The organism is Rathayibacter sp. AY1F9 (assembly GCF_002932155.1).
In the GTDB taxonomy this organism is placed as follows: Bacteria; Actinomycetota; Actinomycetes; order Actinomycetales; family Microbacteriaceae; genus Rathayibacter.
On the sequence record NZ_PSVA01000007.1, the window covers coordinates 83,859 to 108,281 of the forward strand.

Sequence of the window (24,423 nt, forward strand, 5' to 3'; positions counted from 1 at the left end):
CCTGGGGGCGGACCGCCGGTCAGTCCTCGAGGATCAGCGCCTCGCCCTGGCCGCCTCCGCCGCAGAGCGCGGCGACGCCGAGCCCGCCGCCCCGGCGACGGAGGGCCAGCGCCAGGTGCAGGGCCAGCCGTGCTCCGGAGGCGCCCACAGGGTGGCCGAGCGCGATCGCCCCGCCGTCGGGGTTGACCGCCTCGGGCTCGACGCCGAGATCGTCCGCCGACTGGAGGACGACGGAGGCGAACGCCTCGTTGATCTCGATCAGGTCCAGGTCGGACACCGCTGCACCGCGGCGGCCGAGCGCCCGGAGGATCGCCGCCGACGGCTGTGAATGCAGGGAGTTGTCCGGTCCGGCGACCTGCCCGTGCTCGGCGACGGTCGCGAGCCAGGGCAGTCCGCGCTCGCGGGCCCAGCCGCGGGACACGACGACCAGCGCGGCGGCGCCGTCCGTGATCGGGGACGAGCTGCCCGCCGTGATCGTGCCCTCGGGCGAGAACGCGGGGGCCAGCCGGGCGAGCGTCTCGACTGTGCTGTCCTCCCGGATCCCGTCGTCGGCGGACACGACGAGGTCCGGTCCGCGCCGCTGCGGAACCGCGACCGGCACGATCTCCTCGGCGAGCACGCCGGTGGACCGTGCCGCGGCGGCCCGCTGGTGCGAGAGCGCGGCGAAGGCGTCCTGGCGCTCGCGGCGGATGCCCCGTGCGGCGTTGCCGTCGTCGGTCACCCTCCCCATCAGGCGGCGGTCGAACGGATCGAGCAGGCCGTCGTGGAGGAGTGCGTCCTCGAGCGGACGCGGACCGACACCCAGGCCCGAGCGGGATCCGAGCAGGAGGTGCGGCGCGTTGGTCATCGACTCCTGCCCTCCGGCGACGACCACCTGCGCCTCGCCGAGCCGGATCATCCGCGCCGCGTCGATCACCGCGGTGAGACCCGACAGGCAGAGCTTGTTGATCGTGACCGCCGGGACGTCCCAGCCCAGGCCCGCGAGGACCGCGGCCTGCCGGGCGGGGCCCTGACCGGCTCCGGCCTGGATCACCTGGCCGAGCACGACCGCGTCGACGTCGGCCGCGGAGGCGCCCGAGCGCTCGAGAGCCCCTCGGATGGCAGCGGCGCCGAGCTCGACGCCCGAGAGCGGCGCGAAGGCTCCGGAGAAGCGGGCGAACGGGGTGCGGGCGCCCCCCAGGATCACGGGGGTGGTGTCGTCAGTGGACACGGGGACTCCTTCTCGACGGTGAGCGCGGGGGAAGCGGTGGGGAGACGGATGCCGGATGCCGGCCCGGGTCAGGGAACGAGCAGGATCTTCCCGCGGACGTGGCCGTCCTCGCTGAGCCGATGCGCCTCGGCGGCCTGCTCGAGCGGGAGGCGCGGACCGGTCGCGACCGCGAAGCGCCCCTCGCTCGCCAGCCGGGCGGCGAGCGGCACGCCCTCGCGGCGGAGGCGCTGCTCCTTTTCGGTCAGCGGCACGGGACTGCCGCCGCTCCACGCCCGGATGCCCAGCTCTGCCGCACGAGGGCCGGCGACCACCGTTCCGACGTGCTGCGGATCCGCCACCAGCGCGAGCGAGGCGGCGAGCGCCTCGTCCGTCCCGGCCGCGTCGAGCACGCGGTCGACGCCTTCGGGCGCTGCGGCGCGCAGCCGCTCGAGCAGCCCGGGCCCGTAGGCGACCGGCACCGCTCCGAGCGCGCGCAGCGCCTCGTGGTTCGCCGGGCTCGCCGTGGCGATCACCCGGGCTCCGCGGTCGACGGCGAACTGGATCGCCGCCCGTCCTACCGCGCCGGCGCCCGCGTGGACCACGAACGTCGATCCCTCCGCGACGCCGAGAGAGACCACCGCCTGGTAGGCGGTGGAGACCGGGATGCCGAGCGCGGCCGCCTCCTCGAAGCCGAGTCCGTCGGGGAGCGGATCGAGGGAGTCGGGGGAGACCGCGACGGCGGTCGCGTAGGTGCCGGTGGCGCCGCTGACGATCACCCGGTCTCCGACGCTCCAACCGGTCACGCCCGGACCGACGGCGGAGACCACGCCGGAGCCGTCCGACCCGAGCCTCCGCGGACCGTCGAACGGCGGGCTCGGGCGCAGGCCGGAGCGCACCTTCCACTCGATCGGGTTCACGCCGGCCGCGCGGACGGCGACCACCACGGTGCCGGGCCCCGCCTCGGGCTCCGGCGCCTCGACGGTCTCGAGCACCTCGGGCCCGCCGATCCGCTCGTACTGCACGATCCTCGCCATGTCGTCCTCCTCCTCGCGGGCCACCGCCCGCTCCGGTCGCCTCAGTCCAGCAGACTCTCGCGCACCTGGCGGCGCAGCACCTTGCCGATCAGCGAGGTCGGCAGCTCGTCCACCGGGACGATCCGCCTGGGCACCTTGTAGGGCGTCAGGTGCAGCCGGCAGAAGTCGCGCAGCGCCTCCGGATCCACGGCCGTCCCGGCCCGCAGGACCACGGCCGCCGCGACGCTCTCGCCGCCGTCCTCGCGGGGGAGTCCGACGACGGCCGCGCGCGTCACGTCCGGGTGCGACTCCAGCACTCCCTCGACCTCGGAGGGGGAGACGTTGAAGCCGCCGGTGATGATGAGCTCCTTGGCCCGGTCGACGATCGTCACGAAGCCGTCGGCCGAGACGGTCGCGATGTCGCCCGTGCGCAGCCAGCCGCCGGGGAGGAGGGCCTCGGCCGTCTCCTCCGGCCGCTTCCAGTACCCCTGGAACACCTGCGGCCCCCGGAGCAGGAGCTCGCCGGACTCGCCCGGGCCGCGGTCGACCGACGGATCGGCGGGGTCGACGAGGCGGATCGTCGTGCTGGGGAACGGCACGCCCACGGTGCCGGGCCGGCGGGTCGGGCCGACCGGGTTCCCGAGGGCGACCGGCGAGCTCTCGGTCATGCCGTAGCCCTCGACCAGGAGTCCCCGGCTCGCGCGCTCCCAGCGGTCGACCGTCGCGACCGGCAGGCTCATCGCTCCCGAGATCGCGAAGCGGATGCCGCGCAGGTCGAGCTCGTGGCGCTCGGAGGCGCGGGCCAGCGCGTCGTACACGGGCGGCACCGCGGGGAGGAAGGTGGGCGGCGACGACTTCGCGGCCGCCTTCACGAGGCCGACGTCGAAGGTCGGGAACAGCACGACCTTCGCGCCGATGCTGATCGCGAAGGTCAGGCACAGCGTCAGCCCGTAGGCGTGGAACAGGGGGAGCACCGCGTAGAACGTCTCGTCGCCCTCGCGCAGGCCCGGCACCCAGGCGCGGCCCTGCAGGGCGTTCGCGCGGAGGTTCGCGTGCGAGAGGATCGCGCCCTTGGGCGTCCCGGTGGTGCCGCTCGTGTACTGCAGCAGGGCCGTGTCGCCGAGGACCGGGCGGGGGTGCGAGCGCGCGATGCGGCGGTTCTTCAGCAGCGACGCGAAGGGCACCAGGGAGCGGCTGCGGGGGGTCGCGGTGAGCTTCTCGCGTGACCGGCGCACCGACGGCAGGGGGAGCCGCAGCGCCAGGCGCTTGCCGAGCGGGAAGGAGCGGGTGAGGTCGACGGAGACGACGCGCTCGATGCCCAGGTCGGCGGGCATGGTCGCGACGACGTCGGCGATCTTGTCCCAGACGACCGCGAACCGGGCGCCGTGGTCCTCGAACTGCCGCCGCAGCTCGCGCGGCGTGTAGAGCGGGTTGTGCTCGACCACGATCGCTCCGAGGCGGAGAGCGGCGTAGAACGCCACCACGTGCTCCGTGCAGTTCGGGAGCACCAGCGCGACGCGGTCGCCGGCGCGCACGCCCAGGCGCCGCAGGCCCTCCGCCGCGCGCGCGACCTGCTCGCCGAGCTCGGCGTAGCTGGTCTCGGCGCCGAAGAACTCGAGGGCGGTGCCGCGGCGGTACCGCGCGACCGAGTCCTCGAGCAGGTCGACGAGGGTCTGGGTGGGAGGGTCGATCTCGGCGGGCACGCCCTCCGCGTAGGAGGTCAGCCACGGCTTCGTCGCCAGGTTCGAGGATCCGGAGGTCACGGGCCGAGTATCGGGCACCCGCCTCCGCACTTCCTCCGAGGCGCGCGGAGGGGGTGCCGCACCGGGCGCGGGAGCGGCAGGCTGGCGGCATGAGCGCAGCCATCGACCTCCTCCGCGACGCCTTCGGCCGGGTGCACGAGAACGTGCACGCCGTCCTCGACGACAGCACCCCCGATCAGCTCGCGTTCCGCGCGGACGCCCGCTCGAACTCGCCCGCCTGGCTCGTCTGGCATCTCGTCCGGGTGCAGGACGACCACCTCGCCCCGCTCGCAGGCCACGCGCAGGTGTGGACGGCCGACGGCTTCCACGGCCGGTCCGGCCTGCCCTTCGGGCCCGACGAGACCGGCTACGGGCAGGAGCCGGCCGAGGTGGCGGCGCTCGCCGCGGTGCCGGCCGCGCTGCTCGCGGAGTACGCCGACGCCGTGCACCGGCAGACGCTCGCCCTCCTCGACACGCTCGGCGACGAGGACCTCGCGCGCGTCGTCGACGAGCAGTGGGATCCGCCGGTGACCCTCGGGGTGCGGCTGGTCTCGGTGATCGACGACGACACGCAGCACGTCGGCCAGGCCGCGTACGCGAAGGGTCTCGCCGAGCGCTCGGCGCGCTGAGCCCGGCCTCTACGCTGGCGGGATGCGCGCGCTCCGGACCCTGCCCGCAAGCGCGGTCCTCGCCCTCGCCACCGCGCTGACCCTCGTCGGCTCCTGGATCCCCTCCTACTGGAACGACGAGGCCGCGACCCTCCGCCTGGCACGGCTCCCGGTGGGGGAGCTCCTCGCCTTCGTGCAGGAGAAGGACGCGGTGCACCTGGTCTACGGCCTGCTGATGCACGGCTGGATCGCGATCGCCGGTGAGTCGGAGCTCGCGGTGCGCGCGCCGTCCGCTCTCGCCACGGGAGCGGCGGCGGCGGGCGTCGTCGTCCTGCTGCGCTCGTTCGACCGGCCCCGGGCGGCACTCCTCGCCGCCGCGGTGCTCGTGCTGCTCCCGCGGTCCTCGTTCTCGGGGACCGAGGCGCGATCCTCCGCTCTGGCCACCGCGCTCGTGGTGGGAGCGGCGGTCCTCGTCGTGCGGGCGGCCCGCTCCGGAGGCGCCCTGCGCTGGACCGCGTTCGCGGCCGTCGCAGGTCTGGCGAACGCCGTGTTCCTCTACTCCGTGCTGGTGCTGCCGGCTCTCGTCGCTCTCGCCGCGGCCGCGGCGCCCCGGGGTGCCGTGCGGGCTCTCCCGGCGAGCGCCCTCTCGGCACTGGGCGCCGTGCCGGTGCTGCTCCTCGCCGCAGGGCAGAGCGGCCAGGTCGGCTGGCTCCGCTTGCAGCCCGTGACCGCGTTCACCGTCCTGGTCGAGCCGTTCTTCGGATCCGCGTGGTGGCTGGCCGGGAGCGCCGTCGCGCTCCTCGCGGTCGCCGCGGTGCGGGGCGGCCTGCGCGGGCCGCTCCTGCCGGCCCTCGTCCTCTGGATCGTGCTGCCGACGGCGGTGCTGGTGCTCGGGACCCTCCTCGTCGAGCCGATGTTCACTCCGCGCTACCTCGCGTCGAGCACGCCCGCTCTCGCGGTCCTCCTCGGCCTCGCGCTCGACTCGTTCAGGGCCCGGACGGGCGTCGCCCTCCTCGCCCTGATCGCGGTGGCCGCCCTGCCGGTCCTGGTGCAGATGCGCACGGTCACCGGGAAGCCGGCCGGGCAGGATCTCCGCGGTCTGGCGGCCGCCGTCGAGGAGCGGGCCCGTCCGGGCGACGCCGTCCTCCTCAGCTCCTCCGGGACGGTCTCGCTCCGGCCCCGGCTGGCGCTCGCCGCCTACCCGGAGGCGTTCGCGGGCGTGGACGACGTCGCCCTCGCCGCTCCGTACGGGACGACGGGGACGTACTCCGACGTGCTCCTGGAGGGCGAGGCCCTGCTCGCCGCGCTCGCCGGGGAGGACCGGGTCTGGCAGGCGCTGCCGGAGGGCGAGGCGGACACGGTGCTCGCTGAGGCGGGGTTCGTCGCGCGCGAGCGGATCCGGGTGCCGACGACGGTGCTGACGCTGTGGGAGCGCCCGGAGGGCCGCTGATCCGGAGCGCTCGGGGCGTCGCAGCCCCGGAGTGGAGAGACGCCGGAGTGCCCGGAGCCCCGCCGACGGGGAGCCGCTACCCTTGTCCCCGGCGCCGTCGCAGAGCGGTGGCGTCCGCGGAGCGAGGACCGCGCCACCGAGAGGACCCGAACGTGACGTTGCCCGAGACCACCACCACCGCCATCGCGAAGCGGAAGGGGCGCGACGTCGCCCCCGAGATCGCGCGCTCCTGGCTGCTGGTGAACGCCACCCGCACCGAGACGTTCGACGCCGCGCACGCGTCCCGCGCCGACCAGATCGTCCTCGACATCGAGGACGCGGTCGACCCCAAGGCGAAGCCCGACGCGCGGACCGACGTCGCGGAGTGGCTGACCGGCGAGAAGCGCGCCTGGGTCCGCATCAACGACCACTCCACCCCGTTCTGGTCCGACGACGTCGACGCGCTGAAGGGCCTGCCCGGCCTCGCCGGCGTCATGCTCGCCAAGACCGAGGCCGCTGAGCACGTCACCGAGACCTTCGATCGCCTCGGCGGCTCCACCCCGGTGCTCGCCCTGGTCGAGTCCGCCCTCGGCATCGAGGAGGCGGTCTCGATCGCCCGCGCCCGCGGCACCTTCCGCCTCGCGTTCGGCAGTGGCGACTACCGCCGCGACACGGGCACCAGCGCCGACGACCTCGCGATGGCCTACCCGCGCTCGCGCCTGGTCGTCGCCTCGCGCATCGGCGACCTGCCCGGCCCGATCGACGGCCCGACCGTCTCGAACAGCCACCCCGTGCTGCGCGAGCAGTCCGCGCTCACGGTCTCGCTCGGCCTCACCGGGAAGCTCTGCCTCGACACCGAGCAGCTCGCCGTGATCAACGAGGTCATCAGCCCGACGCCGTCCGACGTCGCCTGGGCCCGCGACTTCCTCGACGACTTCGAGGCCCGCGGCCGCGTCATCCGCGACGGCAGCGACCTGCCCCGGCTGGGCCGCGCAAAGAAGATCGACAAGCTGGCCACGGCGTTCGGCGTCAACCCGCTGTGATCCGTCGCGGGGAGCGCGCCTCCGCGGCACACTGAGGGAGCCGCGGAGACCCTCCCGCGCAGGACGGAGACTCCGATGGGCGCGGTCAGCACCTTCCTCTGGTTCGACGACGGCGCAGGGGAGGCGGCGCGCTTCTACACGGAGCTGGTGCCGAACTCGCGGATCACCGGAAGCCAGGTGCTGCCGGAGGGCTCCCCGTCGCCCGGCGAGGTGCTGTCGGTGACGTTCGAGCTCGACGGGCAGCGGTTCCAGGCGATCAACGCCGGGCCGCGGTTCCCGTTCACCGAGGCCGTCTCGATCGTCGTGACCGTCGGCGACCAGTCCGAGCTCGACCGGCTGTGGGACGCCCTGATCGCGGACGGCGGCGAGGAGAGCCGGTGCGGCTGGCTCCGCGACCGCTGGGGGCTGTCCTGGCAGATCGTGCCGGAGGTCCTCCCGCGTCTGCTCGGAGGCGCCGACCCCGAGGCGTCCGCGCGCGCTCTGCAGGCGATGCTCGCGATGAGCCGCCTCGACATCGCGGAGCTGGAGCGGGCCCATGCCGGCGCGTGACTCCGCCCGCCCGCGCCGCTCGACCTCGCTGCGGCGCGCGTACCTCCGCGACTACCGCTACGCCTACGGCTCGCGCTTCGTGCACCTGCGGGAGGGCTGGGACGTGTCGCGGTACGCGTCCGGCGACGGCGCTCCGGTGCTGCTCATCCCCGGGATCTACGAGACGTGGCAGTTCCTCCGGCCCATCGCCGAGAGGTTGCACGCGGCGGGCCATCCGATCCACGTGCTGCCCGCGCTCGGCTACAACACGCGGCCGATCGTCGCGTCGGCCGGACTCGGCCAGGACTACCTGCGCGAGCACGATCTGCGCGGAGTCGTCGTCGTCGCGCACAGCAAGGGCGGCCTGATCGGCAAGCACATGATGGTCGTCGACGACCGCGAGGACGGGCGGATCGAGCGCATGATCGCCGTCTCGACCCCGTTCAACGGCTCGTCGCTCGCACGGATCGCCCCGGCGCGGGCGCTCCGGGAGTTCGCGCCCCACCGCCCGCTGATCCGAACCCTGCTGGCTGAGCGCGAGGCCGACGCGCGCATCACGTCGATCTACGGGATGCGCGACCAGTACATCCCCGGAGGGAGCCGCCTCGCCGGGGCGCGCGAGAACATCGCGGTCTCGGTGGTCGGCCACTTCGCGCTGCTCTCGAGCCCGAAGGTGCTCGACCTCATCGCGGCGCGGGTCTAGCCGGAGGACGACGCTACAGAGAGTCGCAGCGCGGACGGTGATAGATGAGCGCGCTTTTCCTTCTCGTTCGCAGAAAATATTCGTGGCGGCAAGCTGGCAAATCTTCTTTTACTAAAGCGGCGAACTTACTAATAGTTCATGTCACTTAGCGCGTATTGGTACTGCTCGGCTCCGGTTCCTCTGCCGACTGCGTTGGCTCCGAAAGCATTGGCAGCACGTCGTAAAATCGACACGAAGCGCGAAATGGACGGAATGCGAAGATCGACAAGTGTACCGTCCGTTCGGCTCCCGGTTGCACCAATAAGGTCTTGCTTTGACAATCCGTGTGGGTGCGGCAACGAGGAGACGCCTGTAGACTTGAGCAGATCCGCCCTTTTCTTCATGGCCTGTAAGATCGTGCTTGCCAACCAGCCGTCGAGAGCAGCCAGCTGAGTTTGATCGCTTGCGAGAGGGAAGTAAGAAAGAATGCCCGGGAACCTTACTCGTTTAGCTGCTCCCCTTTCAAGTTCGCGAACCTTCGTTTCTGAGTAGTGTCCATACAAGTACCTTCTAATTTGTCCAAGCAGGACGATATAATCCCTGTCAATTGGTGGAGCAACCCTTCCTTTGGAGAAGGTCCCTTGTTGTAGCGCCTGCAGAAGGTTGGACCAAACGAGATACTCAAGCCTTCGCTTGATGCGGACTTCAACGGCTCGGTTAAGGCCAACACCGTTCCGAGTGAACCTATACCCCACAAAGCTAACGGTGTCTGTGCTTCGAATTTCCGAACGCTGGCCGGGCTCTGCGAACAGCCTCACGCCTTCGGACTTCTTAGCGTTCATGGAGGCGCCGATCCGGAGGCTTTCGCGTTTCAGCACGTTGACAGCAGCATTAATTTGTCCGTAGTCCTGAGACCAAATGAGCGTATCGTCGGCATATCGCACAAAGCCTACGCCCAATTTTTCGAGCGATCTGTCCATGTGCCATGCCGCAACGTTTGCGAGAAAAAGCGAAAGTGATGTCCCCTGCGGGACACCAAATTGACCACGCGAGCGCCTCGGGTGCTTCCCGTAGGACGCTTCTTCTTCGGCGGCCACGTCGAGGAACGCTCGAATCACTTCGCGTTCGAGCTTAGTCATGAGGAACTCTTGCTCCTCAAGAACATTCCAAAGATGATCGTGTGAGATTGAGTCGAAGTAGCTCGAGAAGTCATACTCGGCGATGAATAAGCGTTCCGCCGTCCGAAACTCGCTAGAAATGTACTGAATAGCATCGTGCGTAGATAGGTCATCACGGTACGCATAAGACCGTGCGCTCATCAGTGCGCGATTTTTGGAGGAGAGTGATTTAAAGATTTCACGAGAAATTACCGAATCGACGATCTGGAAAATCGAAACTGTTCTAGATCCACCGCTCGCCTTCTTCACTTCATGAGCAAGTGGAGCCCTAGGGGAATAATTTCCCGACCTGAGAGCCAAATTCACTGCGCGCACGATGGAACGAGCCTTTGAGCGAACATGGTAGGGATTGAACCCGTTGATGCTCCAGTACGTCGGCCTACGGATCTCTCCGACGTGAGGCGAGGTGACCCGCCGTTTGCGTCGAACGTCTTCGTTCCGAAGCTCGCGCATGTAGCGCTCGTGCTTCTGAATAAGCTTCAAACATTCGTCGCGGAGTTGTTTCTCGCTAATCCGAAGCAACGATTCTCCAAAAAAGAGGGGGCGGCTGGGCCGAGGAGAAAGTACGTTCCCACAGCCGCGAGCTTTGGTGCTCGCGGCCTCAATCGCGATTCCGCGTGAAAGCTCGGCGCCAAGCCTGACCGACCATGTCGGCTACGAGAGACTATATAAGAGAAGAAGGCCTGGGGCTATGCTTGAAAATCGGAGACTTCTTCGACTTGCTCGGGAGCGAGTCTGGAAACTGCCTTCTACAAGCGATCGGTGCGGCCTTCGTTAGGATCGTTCGCTTCAAGTACCCCTGTCAGAGGGCGGAGAGCGCCGAGCCCCGCCGTGCGGATCAGGACCAGGGCGTCAGCAGCACGAGCGGGATCTGCCGCTCGGTCTTCGTCTGGTACTCGGCGTAGTCCGGCCACGCGGCGACCGCGCGCTCCCACCAGGCCGCGCGCAGATCGCCCTCGAGCACGCTCGCGGCGTAGTCCTTCTTCACGGGCCCGTCCTGCAGCTCGACGTGCGGCTCCTTGAGCATGTTGCCGTACCAGACGGGGTGCTCGGGCGCGCCGCCCTTGGACGCGACGACCACGTACTCGCCCTCGTGCTCGACGCGCATCAGCGCGGTCTTGCGGAGCTTCCCGCTCTTCGAGCCGACGGTGGTCAGGACGATGATGGGGCGGCCGCGGAGGAGGTTCCCCTCGGCTCCGCCGGTCCGCTCGTAGAGCTCCGCCTGCTCGCGGGCCCACTCGGACGTGCTGGGTTCGTACTCTCCGGTCAGCGGCATGCCTCCGATCGTACGGCCGCGGCGGCCCCGGTGGCCGACCCGCGTGCAGGAGGATGGAGCGGTGTTCTCCGCAGACCCGTTCGACCGAGCCCGCATCGCCCTCCTGCGCGACGATCTGATCCGCGCCCGCTACGGCGTGGACGCCGTGCGGGGGCTCTGGGGCGACGAAGCGGCCGAGGCGCTGCACCGCGGCGACCGGGTCCCCGCCCGCCGCGCCCTCGAGCGCAGCGGCGACCACGACGCGCTGGCCACCCTCGCCCGCCTGTTCCTCCTGGCCGATCCCGTCTCGGCCGACGACGCGGACGAGGCGTTCGGCGCTCTCGCGCTGGAGGGGGCGGTGGAGCTCGGCCTGGTGCGCGTCGAGGCCGGAGCCGTCGTCACCGCGGCCCTCGACCTGCGCCCCTACGACGTGGTCGACCAGCGCGGCGCGGCCTCCTGGTGGATCGCCTCCGACCTCGGGGAGCTCGCCCTCGGCCGCGCGCTCGACGAGGACCACGTGCTCGGCGTCGGCGGCGCGAGCCTCACGCTGACCGGCCTGATGATCCAGCGGCCCGTCGGCCGCGTGCTCGACCTGGGGACCGGCTGCGGGATCCAGGCGCTGCACGCCTCCCGCCACGCCGAGCAGGTGGTCGCCACCGACATCTCCGAGCGCGCGCTCGCGCTCGCCTCCTTCACCGCGGCCCTCAACGGGATCGAGAACATCGAGTTCCGCCTCGGCAGCCTCTACGAGCCGGTCGCGGGGGAGCGCTTCGACCACATCGTCACGAACCCGCCGTTCGTCATCACGCCGCGAGCCGAGGGCGTCCCCTCCTACGAGTACCGCGACGGCGGGCTGGAGGGCGACGAGATCGTGCGCCGCGTGATCCTCGGAGCAGCCGAGCACCTGGTGCCCGGCGGTGTCGCCCAGCTCCTGGGGAACTGGGAGTACCGGGAGGGCGCAGACGCCTTCGACCGGATCGCGGACTGGCTCGCCGACGCCCGCAGCCCGCTGGAGCAGGCGCTCGAGGCGGGGCCCGAGGGGCTCGACGCCTGGATGGGCGGGACCGCCTCTCCGCTGGACGTCTGGGTCGTGGAGCGCGAGCGTCAGGATCCGGCGGTCTACGCCGAGACCTGGATCCGGGACGGCGGCACGACTCGCGGCCCCGCGTTCGACGCGCTGGTCGACGCCTGGCTGACCGACTTCGAGCGGCGCGGGGTGACCGGCGTCGGCTTCGGCTACGTCACCCTCCGCCTGCCCGAGCAGCCCCGCCCGCCGATCCGCCGCCTCGAGCGGATCACCACGCCGGTCGCGACCGCGGGCCTGGGCGGCCACCTCGCCGCCTGCCTCGACGCGGCCGAGGCCCTCGCGTCGATCGACGATCGCGCTCTGGCGGGTCTCGCCCTGGTCGTCGCCGGAGACGTCACGGAGGAGCGGCACTACTGGCCGGGCAACGACGATCCGACGGTGCTGCGGCTGCGCCAGGGCGGCGGCTTCGCCCGGGTCGAGGAGGTCGACACGGCGCTCGCCGCCGTGGTCGGCGCCTGCGACGGCGAGCTCACGGTGGCGGCGATCGCGGCGGCGGTCGCCTCGCTCCTCCAGGTCGAGGAGGAGGCGGTGTCCGACTCGGTGCTGCCGCGGGTGCGCGAGCTGGTGGCGACGGGGCTGCTGCGGCTGCCCCAGGGGGAACGCGGCTAGAAGAGGGTGGCGGAGTCCTCGACGGGGGGCGCAGCGGCCGCGGCAGGCGCGGCGGCGGCCGTCGGCCATCCGGGTCCGGCGTCGACGGGCTGCCGGCGCTGGTAGGCGGTCGCGGCGCTCCGGGCGCGGACGTCGGCGGCTTCGTTCATCCGGTGGTTGGCGTGCCCCTTCACCCACTCGAAGGTGACCGCCCGGCCCTGCAGCTCCTCGTCGAGCGCCTTGATGATCTCGACGTTCATCACCGGCTTGCCGTCGGCCTTGCGCCAGCCCTTCCGCTTCCAGCCCGGCAGCCACTCGGTGCAGGCCTTGATGGCGTACTGGCTGTCGCAGAGGATGTGCAGCGGCTCCTCCTCCTGCGCGGTCGCGCGCAGCAGCTCGAGCACCGCGGTGAGCTCGCCGATGTTGTTCGTGCCGTGCGACCAGCCGCCCGCGGCCCAGCGCTCGTCGTCGACGTACCAGGCCCAGCCGGCGGGGCCGGGGTTGCCCAGTGCGGACCCGTCTGCGGCGGCGATGATGCTCACGTGCGTCTCTCCTCGTGCTCTCGGTGCTCGCGCCGGTGCGGCGCCCTCCGAGGGTAGTCGGCGGGCGGGGCGGTCCGCGGCGCGCGGCGCGGAGTCAGGCGGAGGAGGAGCGGCGCGCGATCGTCACGCGCGTCGAGTACGGCATCGCGACGGTCCCGCTCCCGCCCGACTCCTCGTCCACCACGGCGTCGACCGCCGCGAGGACCGCGGCGCGCTCCTCGTCGGGCATCGCGATGACGGAGCTGCGGGACGCGAACATGTCCCGCACCCCGGCTCGGTCCAGCTCGAAGGACCACTCGAAGGCCGCGAACGCCACCCGCTCGAGAGCGGAGCCGAGCGGCGGCCGGAGCGTCTCGAAGCGCTCGGCGGTGGAGGCCCCGGCGACCTCGCCGAGCCGGCGCACCCAGGGGACCGACTCGTCGCGGATGTTCCACACCAGCGCGAGCACGCCCTCCGGCACCAGGACGCGGGCGACTTCGGCTCCCGCGCGCTCGGCGTCGACCCAGTGCCACGACTGCGCGGCGGTGACGAGCTCCGCGGAGGCGTCCGCGGCGGGGATCGCCTCGGCCGTCCCCTCCTCGGGGCGGACCCCCGGCAGATTCGAGGCGAGCCGCGCGAGCATCTCCGCGTCGGGCTCGACCGCGGTCACGTCGAGGCCGCGGGACGCGAGCGACGCGGTGAACTTGCCCGTTCCCGCGCCGAGGTCCACGGCGCGCAGCCGATCGGAGGCGTCGGCTCCCGCCGCGCGGGCCCGCTCCGGGATGAAGGCGCCCGCCACCCGCGCGGGGGCGTGCCCCACGATCCAGTCGACGGCGTCGTCGGGGTAGCCGGGCCGCCCGCGGTCGTAGGCGTCGACCGCGCTGCCGAAGGAGCGTCCGAGGCCGCTCATCGCTTCTCCGCCGCCCGCGCGAGCACGTCCACCGCGTAGCCGTAGCCGGCGATCCCCGCGCCGACGATCACGGCGATCGCGACGTCCGAGAGGTAGGAGTGCTGCCGGAACGGCTCGCGCCGGTGCACGTTGCTCACGTGGACCTCGACCATCGGCAGCTCGGTCGCGAGGACGGCGTCGCGGATCGCGATCGACGTGTGCGTGAACGCCCCGGCGTTGAGCACCACTCCCGAGACGGAGCCGCGAGCCGCGTGCAGCCGGTCGACGATCGCGCCCTCCGAGCTGCTCTGGAAGGTCTCGACCGTGAAGCCGTGCCGCTCGGCCGCCTCCGCCGCCAGCGCCTCGGCGTCGGCGAGGGTGTCCGAGCCGTAGAGCTCGGGCTCGCGGGTGCCGAGCAGGTTCAGGTTCGGGCCGTTGAGGACGAGGATCGGCAGCTTCACGCTCCGACCCTAGCGCCGGCCGTCCCCGCGAGCGGGAGCGGCGGTAGCGCCGCGCGCAGGAGGATCAGCTCGCGCGCATGGGCGTCCAGACGCCGGTCCTCCTCGGTCCGCGGCTCGAGAGGCGGGACCGGCTCGGCCGCCCCGTCGGAGCCCCGCACCACGAAGACGCTCCGGCACTGCGTGGTCAGCTCCAGCTCGCCGGTCCGCGGGTCCCCGGAGCGCACGTGCACCGCCAGGTGCATGCTCCGGGCGCTCGTGTGGATGAGGCGCGCCTCCACCTCGACGAGGTGCCCGATGCGCACCGGACGGTAGAAGTGGATCCCGCCGGAGTAGACGGCCACCGCGTCGCGGCCGGTCCAGCGCTGTGCGACCGCGTCGGCCGCCTCGTCGATCCAGCGCATCACGATCCCGCCGTGGGCGTTGCCGCCCCAGTTGACGTCGCCCGGCGCCGCGAGGAAGCGGAACACGATCCGCGGACCGGTGCCCTCCTCGGTGTACTCCTGGGCGCGCATCACGTCGTGCAGCCGTCGGCGGCCCTCGATGCGCGCGGCGGCGCCCTCGGCGAGGGACAGGTCCTCGATCGAGCGGGGCCGCCACTCCAGGACCGACCGCGGCCTCTTCTCGTCGTCGACGGCCACGAACACGAGGAGGCAGTGCGTGGCGTCCTCGTAGAGGCCGGTCCGCGGATCCGCCTGCGCGACCTGCACCAGCACGTGCATGCTCGTGCGCCCGGTGTGGATGACGCGGGCGGTCGCCTCGATCAGGTTGCCGACCGAGATGGGCCGGGTGAAGTGGACGTTGCCGACGTACGCCGTCACGCAGTAGCCGCCGCTCCAGCCCACGGCGCAGGCGTAGCCGGCCTTGTCGATCCACTCGAGGACGCGGCCGGCCTGGGCGCTGCGGCCGTCGGCGGTGGCGTCCTGCGGGGCGGCGAGGAAGCGGAGCGTGATGCGGTCGGTCATGGTGCCCGTCGACGTGGGAGCGGAAGGGGGGAGTGGACCCGCGGGGGTGCGAGGAAAGGGGGATGATCCGCCCGCGGGCCACAGGGGTGTCCGGCAGGAGCCGGCTCGGTCAGGGGGATCAGGCCGCCAGTGGCAGCTTCTCGGCGAGGAGCCGGAGCCGCAGGGCCTGGAGCTCGGCGGTCAGCTCGGGCGGCAGCCGGTCGCCGAACCGCGTGAAGAACTCCTCCGTGAGCGCGCACTCCTCCAGCCACGCCTCGACAGGGACGGAGAACAGCTCCTCCTTCTGGGCCGCGGAGAGCCGGAGCCCGTGCGTGTCGATCGCGACCGGCAGGTCGCCGAGGGGGCTCCGCCGCGCCTCCGCCAGCCCCTCCAGGCGGCGGACGAGCCACTGCAGCACCCGTGCGTTCTCGCCGAAGCCCGGCCAGAGGAACTCGCCGTCCGTGTCCTTCCGGAACCAGTTGACCTGGAAGACCGCCGGCGCCGCATCGCCGAGCTCAGCGCCGATCGCGAGCCAGTGCGCGAAGTAGTCGGCCATGTTGTAGCCGCAGAAGGGGAGCATCGCGAACGGATCGCGGCGCAGCTCCCCGACCGTGCCCTCCGCGGCCGCGGTCTTCTCGGAGGCGACGGTCGCACCCAGGAAGACGCCGTGCTGCCACGAGGTGGCCTGCGTGACCAGCGGGACGTTGCTCGCCCGTCGGCCACCGAAGACGATCGCGTCCAGCGGCACGCCCTCGTGGGCGTCCCAGTCGGCGGAGAGCGACGGGCACTGCGCGGCCGGCGCGGTGAAGCGGGAGTTGGGGTGCGCGGCGGGCGTGCCGGACGCCGGCGTCCACGGCTGCCCGCGCCAGTCGGTCAGCCGCTCCGGGACCTCGTCGGTCAGGCCCTCCCACCACACGTCGCCGTCCTCGCGGAGCGCGACGTTGGTGAAGATCGTGTTGCCCCAGAGCGTCTGCACGGCGTTCGGGTTCGAGCTCTCCCCGGTGCCGGGAGCGACGCCGAAGAAGCCCGTCTCGGGGTTCATCGCCCAGAGGCGTCCGTCCTCCCCGCGGCGCATCCAGGTGATGTCGTCGCCCAGCGTCTCGACCCGCCAGCCGGGGATCGCGGGCTGCATCATCGCGAGGTTGGTCTTGCCGCACGCGCTCGGGAAGGCGGCGGCGACGTGGTAGCGCCGTCCCTCAGGCGAGACGATGCGGATCAGCAGCATGTGCTCGGCGAGCCAGCCCTCCTCGCGCCCCATCGCCGAGGCGATCCGCAGGGCGAAGCACTTCTTCGCCAGCAGGGCGTTGCCGCCGTAGCCGGAGCCGTACGAGACGATCTCGCGCGTCTCCGGGAACTGGGTGATGTACTTCACGGGGCTGCACGGCCAGGCGACGTCCTCGCGGGTGACGCCGTCCGCGTCGCGGAGGGGCAGCCCCACGGTGTGCACGCCGCGGACGAACGGGGTCTCCTCGGTGAAGGCGGCGAGCGGCTCGGAGCCCACGCGCGCCATGATCCGCAGGTTCAGCACCGCGTAGGCCGAGTCGGTGACCTGGACGCCCAGCTGCGAGAGCGGACCACCGACGGGCCCCATCGAGAACGGGACGACGTACATCGTCCGTCCGCGCATCGCTCCGTCGAGGAGGGGAGCGAGCTCGGCCCTCATCGCGGCGGGCTCGCGCCAGTTGTTGGTCGGTCCCGCGTCGGCCTCGTCGGTCGTGCAGATGAAGGTGCGGTCCTCGACCCGGGCGACGTCGTCCGGGTCGGTGCGGGCCAGGAACGAGCCGGGCCGCCACTCCGGATTGAGCGGGAGGAGCGTGCCGGAGGCGACGAGCCGCTCGGTCAGGCGGTACCACTCCGCGGGGGAGCCGTCGCTCCACTCGATCGCGTCGGGCTTGAGGATCGCGGCGGTCTCGCGCACCCAGCGGCGGAGGGCGAGGGGCGCCGGCGGCACGACGGGCGCGGGGACGGACGTCGGCGCGGTCATGGTGCTCGGCTCGAGTCGGACGGTGTTGCTGTAGATGCTCATGCTGGCTCCGCTTTCGGTGGTCGTCGTCGACGGGGGTGGGGAGTCGCCGGCCGCAGCCGGGAAGAGGCCGGCCGGGCCGGGAGGGGCGCTCAGTGGCGCCTGAAGCCAGGATGGAGGAGGATCGGGAGGTATTCCCGGCGCTCAGGCGGTCAAGAAACCACCTTTTTGCGCTTCCGTCACAACCGATCGCTGGAGCTCGCCGTGACCGATCCCTCGACGCCCGCCCCGGGCTCCGACGCCGTGCTGCTCGGGCAGCGCCTGCGCCACTTCCGCACCCGGCGCGGACTGACCCTCGGGCAGCTCGCCGAGCGCGTCGACGTGTCGGGGAGCCAGCTCTCGCTGATCGAGACGGGGCGCCGCGAGCCGCGCCTCTCCCTCCTGCAGCGCCTCGCGGCCGCGCTCGGCGTCGAGCTGGCGGCGCTGCTCTCGGACGAGCCGCCGAGCGAGCGGGCCGCGCTCGAGATCGAGCTGGCGCGCGTGCAGAAGGGGTCGCTGTACCGCTCGCTCGGCCTGCCCGAGTTCAAGGTCAACAAGGGGCTGAGCACGCCCGTGCTGGAGGCGTTCCTCGGCGTCTACCGCGAGCTCGCCCGTCGCCGGAGCGAGGCGAGTGCCACACCGGAGGAGGCGCGCCGGGCCAACACCGCCCAGCGGCTCCAGCTGCGCGAGCGCAGCTCCTACCTGCCCGAGATCGAGGAGGTGGCGGGCGAGATGCTCCGGACCGTCGGGCACCGCGGAGGAGCACTGACCCACAGCTCCGTCTCGAAGATGGCCCGGCACCTCGGCTTCGAGATCATCCACGTCGGCGACCTGCCGCACTCCGCCCGCTCGGTGATCGACCTCGCGAACGGCAGGATCTACCTCCCGCCCGCCTCGATCCCCGGGGGGCACGGCCTGCGGGCGCTGGCGCTGCAGGCGATGGCGCACCGCCTCCTCGGGCACGAGCGGCCGGTGACCTACGCCGACTTCCTCCGCCAGCGCCTCGAGATCAACTACTTCGCCGCCGCGTGCCTGATGCCGCTGGAGCCGGCGGTCGCGTTCCTCCAGGAGGCGAAGCGCGAGCGGGACATCTCGGTGGAGGACTTCCGCGACGGCTTCGGCGTCACCCACGAGGCCGCCGCCCTGCGCTTCACGAACCTGCTCACCTCGCACCTCGACATCCGGATGCACTTCCTGCGGGTGCTGGGAGACGGCTCGATCCAGAAGGCCTACGAGAACGACGGGCTGCCGCTGCCGACCGACGTCACCGGGGCCGTCGAGGGCCAGGTCGTCTGCCGCTACTGGTCGGCGCGCTCCGCGTTCACCCGGACCAACCGGACGACGGAGTACTACCAGTACGTCGACACTCCGGCGGGCACCTTCTGGTCGGCGTCGCAGACCGGCACGACCGCCACCGAGGAGTTCTCGATCACCGTGGGCGTCCCGTTCGCCGAGGCCCGCTTCTTCCGAGGCCGCGACACCGACCGCCGCGAGCTCTCCCGCTGCCCCGACGAGTCCTGCTGCCGACGCGCCCCGTCGGAGCTCGCCGCGCGCTGGGACGGCAACGCCTGGCCGAGCGCGCGCCTGCACGCGCACGTGCTCGCGCCGCTGCCGTCGGGGACCTTCCCCGGCATCGACGACGCCGAGGTCTACGAGTTCCTCGACGCGCACGCTCGCGAGTCCTGACCGCTCCCGCGAGACGCCGCTCCGGTGCGCCTGGGTCGGCGTGCCGCGTACCCGAGCGCGTCCCGCGGAAGGGCGGGAGTCGTCAGTCCGAGATGAGGGCGCGGGCCGTTCCCTCGTCGAGGATGAGGTCGGTGATGAGGCCGGCCGCCAGGGCGCCGCGCAGGCCCGGCAGCTTCGAGGCGCCCGACACGACGCAGATCCGGCGCGACGCGCGGCGCACCGTGGAGAGGTCCGGACCGCTTGCACGTTCGTTCATGGGGATGTCGTCCCAGCTGCCGTCGGACCGGTAGAACACCGTCGCGACGTCGCCGACGACCCCGGAGCCGCTGAGCGAGGTGAAGTCGCTCGGCTCCAGGTAGCCGCCGATGTAGACCTTCGAGGGGACCGCCGCGAACGGCGACCCGAGCCCGAACAGCGCCACGTCCATCCGCTGCTGCAGCTCCAGGACCCGTCGGGTGGAGCGCTCGCGCCACACCGCCTGCTTGGTGGTCGGGTCGTCGAAGAACGCCGGCACCGGGAACTGCTGGACCTTCGCCGCGTAGGCGTCACCGAAGCGGCGGAGGATCTCGCTCGAGTAGTTGATGCCCGTGGTCTCGGTGTTGCCGGCGCCGTTCAGCTGCACGATCTGCGTGTTGTGCGTCTCCTTGGCGATCAGGTGGCGGCTGATCGCGCTCATCGTGGAGCCCCAGGCGATGCCGACGATCATGTTCGAGTCGATGAACTGCCCGAGGATCCTCGCTGCGGACAGGGCGACCCGCTCGAGCCGGTCGATCTCGCTGGTGTGGTCCGGCACCGGCACGATGTGCGCCGTGATGTCGAAGTGGGACCGCACCTCGGCCGAGAGGGCGCTCGCCCGGTCGAGGGGGGAGCGGATCTGGATGTCGACCAGGCCGGTCGCGCGGGCGTGCGAGAGCAGGCGCGAGACGGAGGAGCGCGACGTGTGCAGCTCGTGCGCGATCGCGTCCATCGTCAGATCCTGCATGTAGTACAGCTGGGCCGCACGCAGCGCGTCCCGCGTCTTGTCGGGATGGGTCGCGTGGGTCGTCTCGTCGAGTTCGACGACCGGTCTCACCGGGGTCATAGCGCTCCCTGCACGGATTTCCACCCGTCTTGACCGGATGTGTTGTCGGGTCAAGGATGGCTGTATTCCTCCGCGAAATCAATCGGTCATCTCCCCGGTGCACGCTGGTGCGGAGGCCTCGACGACACCCCTACGACACGAAGGCGAGTACGAAGTGGCACAGTCCGACGGAACTCCCGGAAACTCCGCTCTGCGCGAGAGCGTCGCTGCTCTCCGCGACAACCCCCGCGCCACGGTCCTGGTCATCGGCGGTGGCATCAACGGCATCGGGACCTTCCGCGAGCTCGCGCTCAACGGCGTCGACGTCGCCCTCGTCGAGCGCGGCGACTACGTCTCCGGTGCCTCGAGCGCCTCGAGCCACATGATCCACGGCGGCATCCGCTACCTCGAGAACGGCGAGTTCCGACTCGTCAACGAGGGCGTGCACGAGCGCAACGGCCTGCTGAAGATCGCTCCCCATTACGTGAAGCCGCTGCAGACGACGATCCCGATCTACTCGACGTTCTCGGGCATCCTCGCGGCTCCGCTGCGCTTCCTGACCCACAAGTCGGGCAAGCCGCAGGAGCGCGGTGCGCTGCTGATCAAGGTCGGCCTCACGATGTACGACTTCTTCTCCCGCGACGGCGGCACGGTCCCGCGCCACCAGTTCCACGGGCGCAAGCGCTCGCTGAACGAGCTCCCCAAGCTCGACCCGAAGATCAAGTACACCGCCACCTACTTCGACGCCTCCGTGCACGAGCCCGAGCGCCTCGCGCTCGACGTGCTCCACGACGCGCTGATCGGCGGCAGGAAGGCCCGCGCGGCCAACTACGTCGAGGCCGTCGGCGCCGACGAGAAGGGCGTCGTCCTCCGCGACCGCGAGTCCGGCGAGGAGTTCACCTTCGCGGCGGACGTCGTCGTCAACGTCTCCGGACCGTGGACCGACTTCACCAACACGGCCCTCGGCACGTCCACGAAATTCATGGGCGGCACCAAGGGCTCGCACATCGTGCTCGACAACCCCGAGCTGGTCGAGGCCTGCGAGGGTCGCGAGATGTTCTTCGAGCACAGCGACGGACGCATCGTCCTCATCTACCCGCTCAAGGGCCGCGTGATGGTCGGCACGACCGACATCGACGCCGACCCCACGAAGCCGGCGGTGTGCACGGAGGAGGAGATCGACTACTTCTTCGAGCTCGTCAACCACGTCTTCCCGGCCATCCGCGTGGACCGTTCGCAGATCGTCTTCAAGTTCTCCGGCATCCGCCCGCTGCCCCGCCACGACGACGAGGCCCCGGGCTTCGTCTCCCGCGACTACCGCATCGAGCCCTCGACGCTCCCCGGCAACGGCTCGCCCGTGCTCAGCCTGGTCGGCGGCAAGTGGACGACGTTCCGCGCCCTGTCGGAGCACCTCTCGAACGAGGTCTTCAAGCGGATCGGCGTGACCCGTCGCGTCTCCACCGTGAAGACCCCCATCGGAGGCGGCAAGGGCTTCCCGCGCACCGACGCGTCCCGCGCGCAGTGGATCAGCCAGCACCGCTCCGGGCTCTCCTCGGCCCGCACGGGCCAGCTGCTCGAGCGCTACGGCACCCGCGCGCAGGAGGTCATCGAGGCCCTGGCCGACGGACACGACGAGGCGCTCGACTTCGACAAGGACTTCACCACCGGTGAGATCCGCTACCTCGCCCAGCGCGAGAGCGTGGTGCACCTCATCGACCTGGTGATGCGCCGCACCAACCACGCCTTCACGGGCGGCCTGAGCCGCGAGCTCCTCGAGGAGCTCGCCGAGCACACGGGCGCCGTGCTGGGCTGGGACGACGCCGCCCGCGCGTCGGAGGTCGACGCGACCATCGCGCACCTCAAGGAGTACAACGGCGTCGACGTCGGGGGCACCTCGGTGCAGACCCCGACGGCCGTGCCCGCCTCCTGATCGGCGATCAGGCGCGGATCGACGGAAGCCCCGGACCGAGGACCACCTCGACCGGGGCTTCCGTCGTGACAACGCACAAACGTGCACGCGCCGTTCCTTGTCGCTAGGACAGGGCGCCGATAACTTCACACCGTCGGGCATCGAAGCCCGCCGCGGACGCCTGTGCGCGTCCGTCTTACGAAAAGGAAAAGGTCAACGTGGACAATCTCGGAGTGGTCTTCCTCGCCGAAGTCGTGGGAACGGCCATGCTCGTGCTCCTCGGCTGCGGTGTCGTCGCCAACGTCGCGCTCGTGAAGAGCAAGGGTCTCAACGGCGGAACCCTCATGGTCAACATCGGCTGGGGCTTCGCGGTCTTCGCCGGTGTGATCGTCTCGTACAACTCGGGGGCGCACCTCAACCCCGCGGTCACCCTGGGCCTCGTCGCGAGCGGAGCGACCGAGTTCGGATCCGGCGTGCCCGTCAACATCGTCTCGATCCTCGTCTACATCCTCGCCCAGATGATCGGTGCGATCCTCGGTGCCGTCTTCTGCTGGCTCGCCTACAAGCAGCACTTCGACGAGGAGCCCGACGCGGCGAACAAGCTCGGCGTCTTCTCGACCGGCCCGGCGATCCGCTCGTACGGCTGGAACTTCGTCACCGAGGTCATCGGCACCTTCGTCCTCGTCTTCGTCGTCATCGGCTTCGGCGGCGGACGTCAGGGCGACGGCGGTCTGGCCGCGCTCGGCGCGCTGCCCGTCGCCATCCTGGTGATCGCGATCGGCGCCTCCCTCGGCGGCCCGACCGGCTACGCCATCAACCCCGCCCGCGACCTCGGCCCCCGCATCGCGCACGCTCTCCTGCCGATCAAGGGCAAGGGCTCGAGCGACTGGAGCTACGCCTGGGTGCCCGTCGCCGGCCCGATCGTCGGTGGAGTGCTCGCGGGCCTCGCCTCGCTCGTGCTGCTCCCGGTCCTCTAGACCGCCGCGCTTCCTTTCACCCCCGTTACGAAGGAGTAATCATTCATGGCTGACTACGTCATCGCTATCGACCAGGGGACCACGTCGTCCCGCGCGATCATCTTCGACAAGAAGGGATCGATCGTCTCCACCGGCCAGAAGGAGCACGAGCAGATCTTCCCGCGCGCCGGCTGGGTCGAGCACGACCCGATCGAGATCTGGAACAACGTCCGCGAGGTGATCGGCCAGGCTCTCTCCCGCGCCGACCTGACCCGCCACGACATCGCCTCCGTCGGCATCACCAACCAGCGCGAGACCGCTGTCGTCTGGGACAGGACGACCGGCAAGCCCGTCTACAACGCCATCGTCTGGCAGGACACCCGCACCCAGTCGATCGTCGACCGCCTCGCCGGCGACGAGGGCGCGGACCGCTTCAAGTCGATCGTGGGCCTCCCGCTCGCGACCTACTTCTCCGGCACCAAGATCGTCTGGATCCTCGAGAACGTCGAGGGTGCTCGCGAGAAGGCCGAGGCGGGCGACCTGATCTTCGGCACGACGGACACCTGGGTCCTCTGGAACCTGACCGGCGGCATCGACGGCGGCGTCCACAAGACCGACGTCACCAACGCCTCCCGCACCCTGTTCCTCGACCTCGAGACCCTCGAGTGGCGCGACGACATCCTCGAGGCCTTCGGGGTCCCGAAGTCGATGCTCCCCGAGGTCTGCTCCTCCTCCGAGGTCTACGGCCACGTCGAGTCCTCGTCGCTGCTGCGCGAGGTCCCGATCGCCGGCATCCTCGGCGACCAGCAGGCCGCGACCTTCGGCCAGGCGGCGTTCGACCCGGGCGAGGCGAAGAACACCTACGGCACCGGCAACTTCCTGATCTTCAACACGGGCACCGAGATCGTCCACTCGAAGAACGGTCTGCTCACCACCATCGGCTACAAGCTCGGCGACGGCGAGGTGCACTACGCGCTCGAGGGCTCGATCGCGGTCTCCGGCTCGCTGATCCAGTGGCTGCGCGACAACCTGGGCCTCATCGGCTCGGCCCCCGAGGTCGAGGCGCTGGCCGCCACGGTCGAGGACAACGGAGGCGCGTACTTCGTCCCCGCCTTCTCTGGTCTGTTCGCCCCCTACTGGCGCTCCGACGCCCGCGGAGCCCTCGTCGGCCTCACCCGCTACGTCAACAAGGGCCACATCGCCCGCGCCGCGCTCGAGGCGACCGCCTTCCAGACCCGCGAGGTCCTGGACGCGGTCAACGCCGACTCCGGCGTCCCCCTGCAGGAGCTCAAGGTCGACGGCGGCATGATCGCCAACAACCTGCTCATGCAGTTCCAGGCCGACATCCTCGGCGTCCCGGTCGTCCGACCGGTCGTCGCGGAGACCACTGCGCTCGGAGCGGCCTACGCAGCCGGACTCGCGGTCGGCTTCTGGGAGAACCTCGACGACCTGCGCCAGAACTGGCAGGAGGACTCGCGCTGGACCCCGCAGATGGACCAGGACGAGGCCGCCCGCCAGTACCGCCTCTGGAAGAAGGCCGTCACCAAGACCTTCGACTGGATCGACGAGGACGTGCAGTAGTTCCTTCCGCGGCAGTCCCTGCCTGCCGCGGCGCGGTCGGCTCATCGAGGTGGTCGCGTCTCGGGGAGCGGGTTC

The 24,423-nt window shown here is 71.3% G+C and carries 21 protein-coding genes; 10 read left to right on the forward strand and 11 right to left on the reverse strand.

Annotated elements, in window-relative coordinates; all coding sequences use genetic code 11:
- Positions 1-19: 19 nt before the first annotated feature.
- The 3 genes from C5C37_RS06855 to C5C37_RS06865 all read right to left on the reverse strand — a co-directional run bounded on the left by C5C37_RS06855 (position 20) and on the right by C5C37_RS06865 (position 3,965).
- A complete protein-coding gene (locus C5C37_RS06855) occupies positions 20-1,210 on the reverse strand; it encodes an acetyl-CoA C-acyltransferase (RefSeq protein ID WP_104338699.1) in 1,191 nt (396 codons plus the stop codon).
- 68 nt (positions 1,211-1,278) lie between these two features.
- Entirely contained in the window at positions 1,279-2,223 is a 945-nt protein-coding gene (locus tag C5C37_RS06860; RefSeq protein ID WP_104288991.1) for an NADP-dependent oxidoreductase, read from the reverse strand.
- Between the two features lie 41 nt (positions 2,224-2,264).
- A complete protein-coding gene (locus tag C5C37_RS06865; RefSeq protein WP_104338700.1) occupies positions 2,265-3,965 on the reverse strand; it encodes a long-chain-fatty-acid--CoA ligase in 1,701 nt (566 codons plus the stop codon).
- A gap of 89 nt (positions 3,966-4,054) precedes the next feature.
- Here C5C37_RS06865 and C5C37_RS06870 point away from each other — a divergent pair, with 89 nt between their 5' ends.
- The 5 genes from C5C37_RS06870 (at position 4,055) to C5C37_RS06890 (ending at position 8,255) form a co-directional block, all read left to right on the forward strand.
- Complete coding sequence (locus tag C5C37_RS06870; protein WP_104333117.1) at positions 4,055-4,573, forward strand: DinB family protein; 519 nt, start codon at positions 4,055-4,057, stop codon at positions 4,571-4,573.
- 22 nt (positions 4,574-4,595) lie between these two features.
- Positions 4,596-6,002 (forward strand): glycosyltransferase family 39 protein, encoded by a 1,407-nt coding sequence (locus tag C5C37_RS06875; protein ID WP_104338701.1) that lies wholly within the window; start codon positions 4,596-4,598, stop codon positions 6,000-6,002.
- A gap of 158 nt (positions 6,003-6,160) precedes the next feature.
- On the forward strand, positions 6,161-7,024 hold the full coding sequence (locus C5C37_RS06880) for a CoA ester lyase (RefSeq protein WP_208543400.1): 864 nt from the start codon (positions 6,161-6,163) through the stop codon (positions 7,022-7,024).
- Between the two features lie 75 nt (positions 7,025-7,099).
- Complete coding sequence (locus tag C5C37_RS06885; protein WP_104263191.1) at positions 7,100-7,573, forward strand: VOC family protein; 474 nt, start codon at positions 7,100-7,102, stop codon at positions 7,571-7,573.
- A complete protein-coding gene (locus C5C37_RS06890; protein ID WP_104223206.1) occupies positions 7,560-8,255 on the forward strand; it encodes a triacylglycerol lipase in 696 nt (231 codons plus the stop codon). The genes C5C37_RS06885 and C5C37_RS06890 overlap by 14 nt, the downstream gene beginning before the upstream one ends.
- A 128-nt stretch (positions 8,256-8,383) precedes the next feature.
- Here C5C37_RS06890 and C5C37_RS06895 read toward each other — a convergent pair whose 3' ends face one another.
- A complete protein-coding gene (locus C5C37_RS06895; RefSeq protein WP_181127384.1) occupies positions 8,384-9,661 on the reverse strand; it encodes a reverse transcriptase domain-containing protein in 1,278 nt (425 codons plus the stop codon).
- Positions 9,662-10,250: 589 nt separating this feature from the next.
- Positions 10,251-10,688, reverse strand: a complete 438-nt coding sequence (locus tag C5C37_RS06900) for a nitroreductase family deazaflavin-dependent oxidoreductase (protein WP_104223205.1) — start codon at positions 10,686-10,688, stop codon at positions 10,251-10,253.
- On the opposite strand from C5C37_RS06900, the gene C5C37_RS06905 reads away from it, so the two are divergent.
- The gene (locus C5C37_RS06905) at positions 10,687-12,363 is read left to right on the forward strand and encodes a methyltransferase (RefSeq protein ID WP_104338703.1); all 1,677 of its coding nucleotides are present in this window, start codon (positions 10,687-10,689) and stop codon (positions 12,361-12,363) included. The two genes, C5C37_RS06900 and C5C37_RS06905, sit on opposite strands and share 2 nt — an antisense overlap.
- Here the strand turns inward: C5C37_RS06905 and C5C37_RS06910 are convergent.
- The 5 genes from C5C37_RS06910 to C5C37_RS06930 form a co-directional block, all read right to left on the reverse strand.
- Positions 12,360-12,884, reverse strand: coding sequence for a ribonuclease H (locus tag C5C37_RS06910; RefSeq protein WP_104223203.1), 525 nt, complete (start codon positions 12,882-12,884; stop codon positions 12,360-12,362). The genes C5C37_RS06905 and C5C37_RS06910 overlap by 4 nt on opposite strands.
- 94 nt (positions 12,885-12,978) lie before the next feature.
- Complete coding sequence (locus tag C5C37_RS06915) at positions 12,979-13,773, reverse strand: class I SAM-dependent methyltransferase (RefSeq protein ID WP_104223202.1); 795 nt, start codon at positions 13,771-13,773, stop codon at positions 12,979-12,981.
- Complete coding sequence (gene aroQ, locus C5C37_RS06920) at positions 13,770-14,213, reverse strand: type II 3-dehydroquinate dehydratase (protein WP_104223201.1); 444 nt, start codon at positions 14,211-14,213, stop codon at positions 13,770-13,772. The genes C5C37_RS06915 and aroQ overlap by 4 nt, the downstream gene beginning before the upstream one ends.
- On the reverse strand, positions 14,210-15,175 hold the full coding sequence (locus tag C5C37_RS06925) for an acyl-CoA thioesterase (protein ID WP_104338704.1): 966 nt from the start codon (positions 15,173-15,175) through the stop codon (positions 14,210-14,212). Before C5C37_RS06925 ends, aroQ begins: the two co-directional genes overlap by 4 nt.
- A 118-nt stretch (positions 15,176-15,293) precedes the next feature.
- Complete coding sequence (locus tag C5C37_RS06930) at positions 15,294-17,138, reverse strand: phosphoenolpyruvate carboxykinase (GTP) (protein ID WP_104333129.1); 1,845 nt, start codon at positions 17,136-17,138, stop codon at positions 15,294-15,296.
- Between the two features lie 243 nt (positions 17,139-17,381).
- Here C5C37_RS06930 and C5C37_RS06935 point away from each other — a divergent pair, with 243 nt between their 5' ends.
- Positions 17,382-18,842: a helix-turn-helix domain-containing protein gene (locus tag C5C37_RS06935; protein WP_104223199.1), complete on the forward strand. Its 1,461-nt coding sequence runs from the start codon at positions 17,382-17,384 to the stop codon at positions 18,840-18,842.
- Between the two features lie 82 nt (positions 18,843-18,924).
- Here the strand turns inward: C5C37_RS06935 and C5C37_RS06940 are convergent, their stop codons facing one another.
- Positions 18,925-19,923: a sugar-binding transcriptional regulator gene (locus C5C37_RS06940; RefSeq protein ID WP_104223198.1), complete on the reverse strand. Its 999-nt coding sequence runs from the start codon at positions 19,921-19,923 to the stop codon at positions 18,925-18,927.
- A 154-nt stretch (positions 19,924-20,077) separates the two neighbouring features.
- Here C5C37_RS06940 and C5C37_RS06945 point away from each other — a divergent pair, with 154 nt between their 5' ends.
- The 3 genes from C5C37_RS06945 to glpK all read left to right on the forward strand — a co-directional run bounded on the left by C5C37_RS06945 (position 20,078) and on the right by glpK (position 24,348).
- Positions 20,078-21,832 (forward strand): glycerol-3-phosphate dehydrogenase/oxidase, encoded by a 1,755-nt coding sequence (locus tag C5C37_RS06945; RefSeq protein ID WP_258061232.1) that lies wholly within the window; start codon positions 20,078-20,080, stop codon positions 21,830-21,832.
- 245 nt (positions 21,833-22,077) lie between these two features.
- On the forward strand, positions 22,078-22,788 hold the full coding sequence (locus C5C37_RS06950) for an MIP/aquaporin family protein (protein ID WP_374952909.1): 711 nt from the start codon (positions 22,078-22,080) through the stop codon (positions 22,786-22,788).
- A 45-nt stretch (positions 22,789-22,833) separates the two neighbouring features.
- A complete protein-coding gene (gene glpK / locus C5C37_RS06955; RefSeq protein ID WP_104226427.1) occupies positions 22,834-24,348 on the forward strand; it encodes a glycerol kinase GlpK in 1,515 nt (504 codons plus the stop codon).
- Positions 24,349-24,423 lie beyond the last annotated feature (75 nt).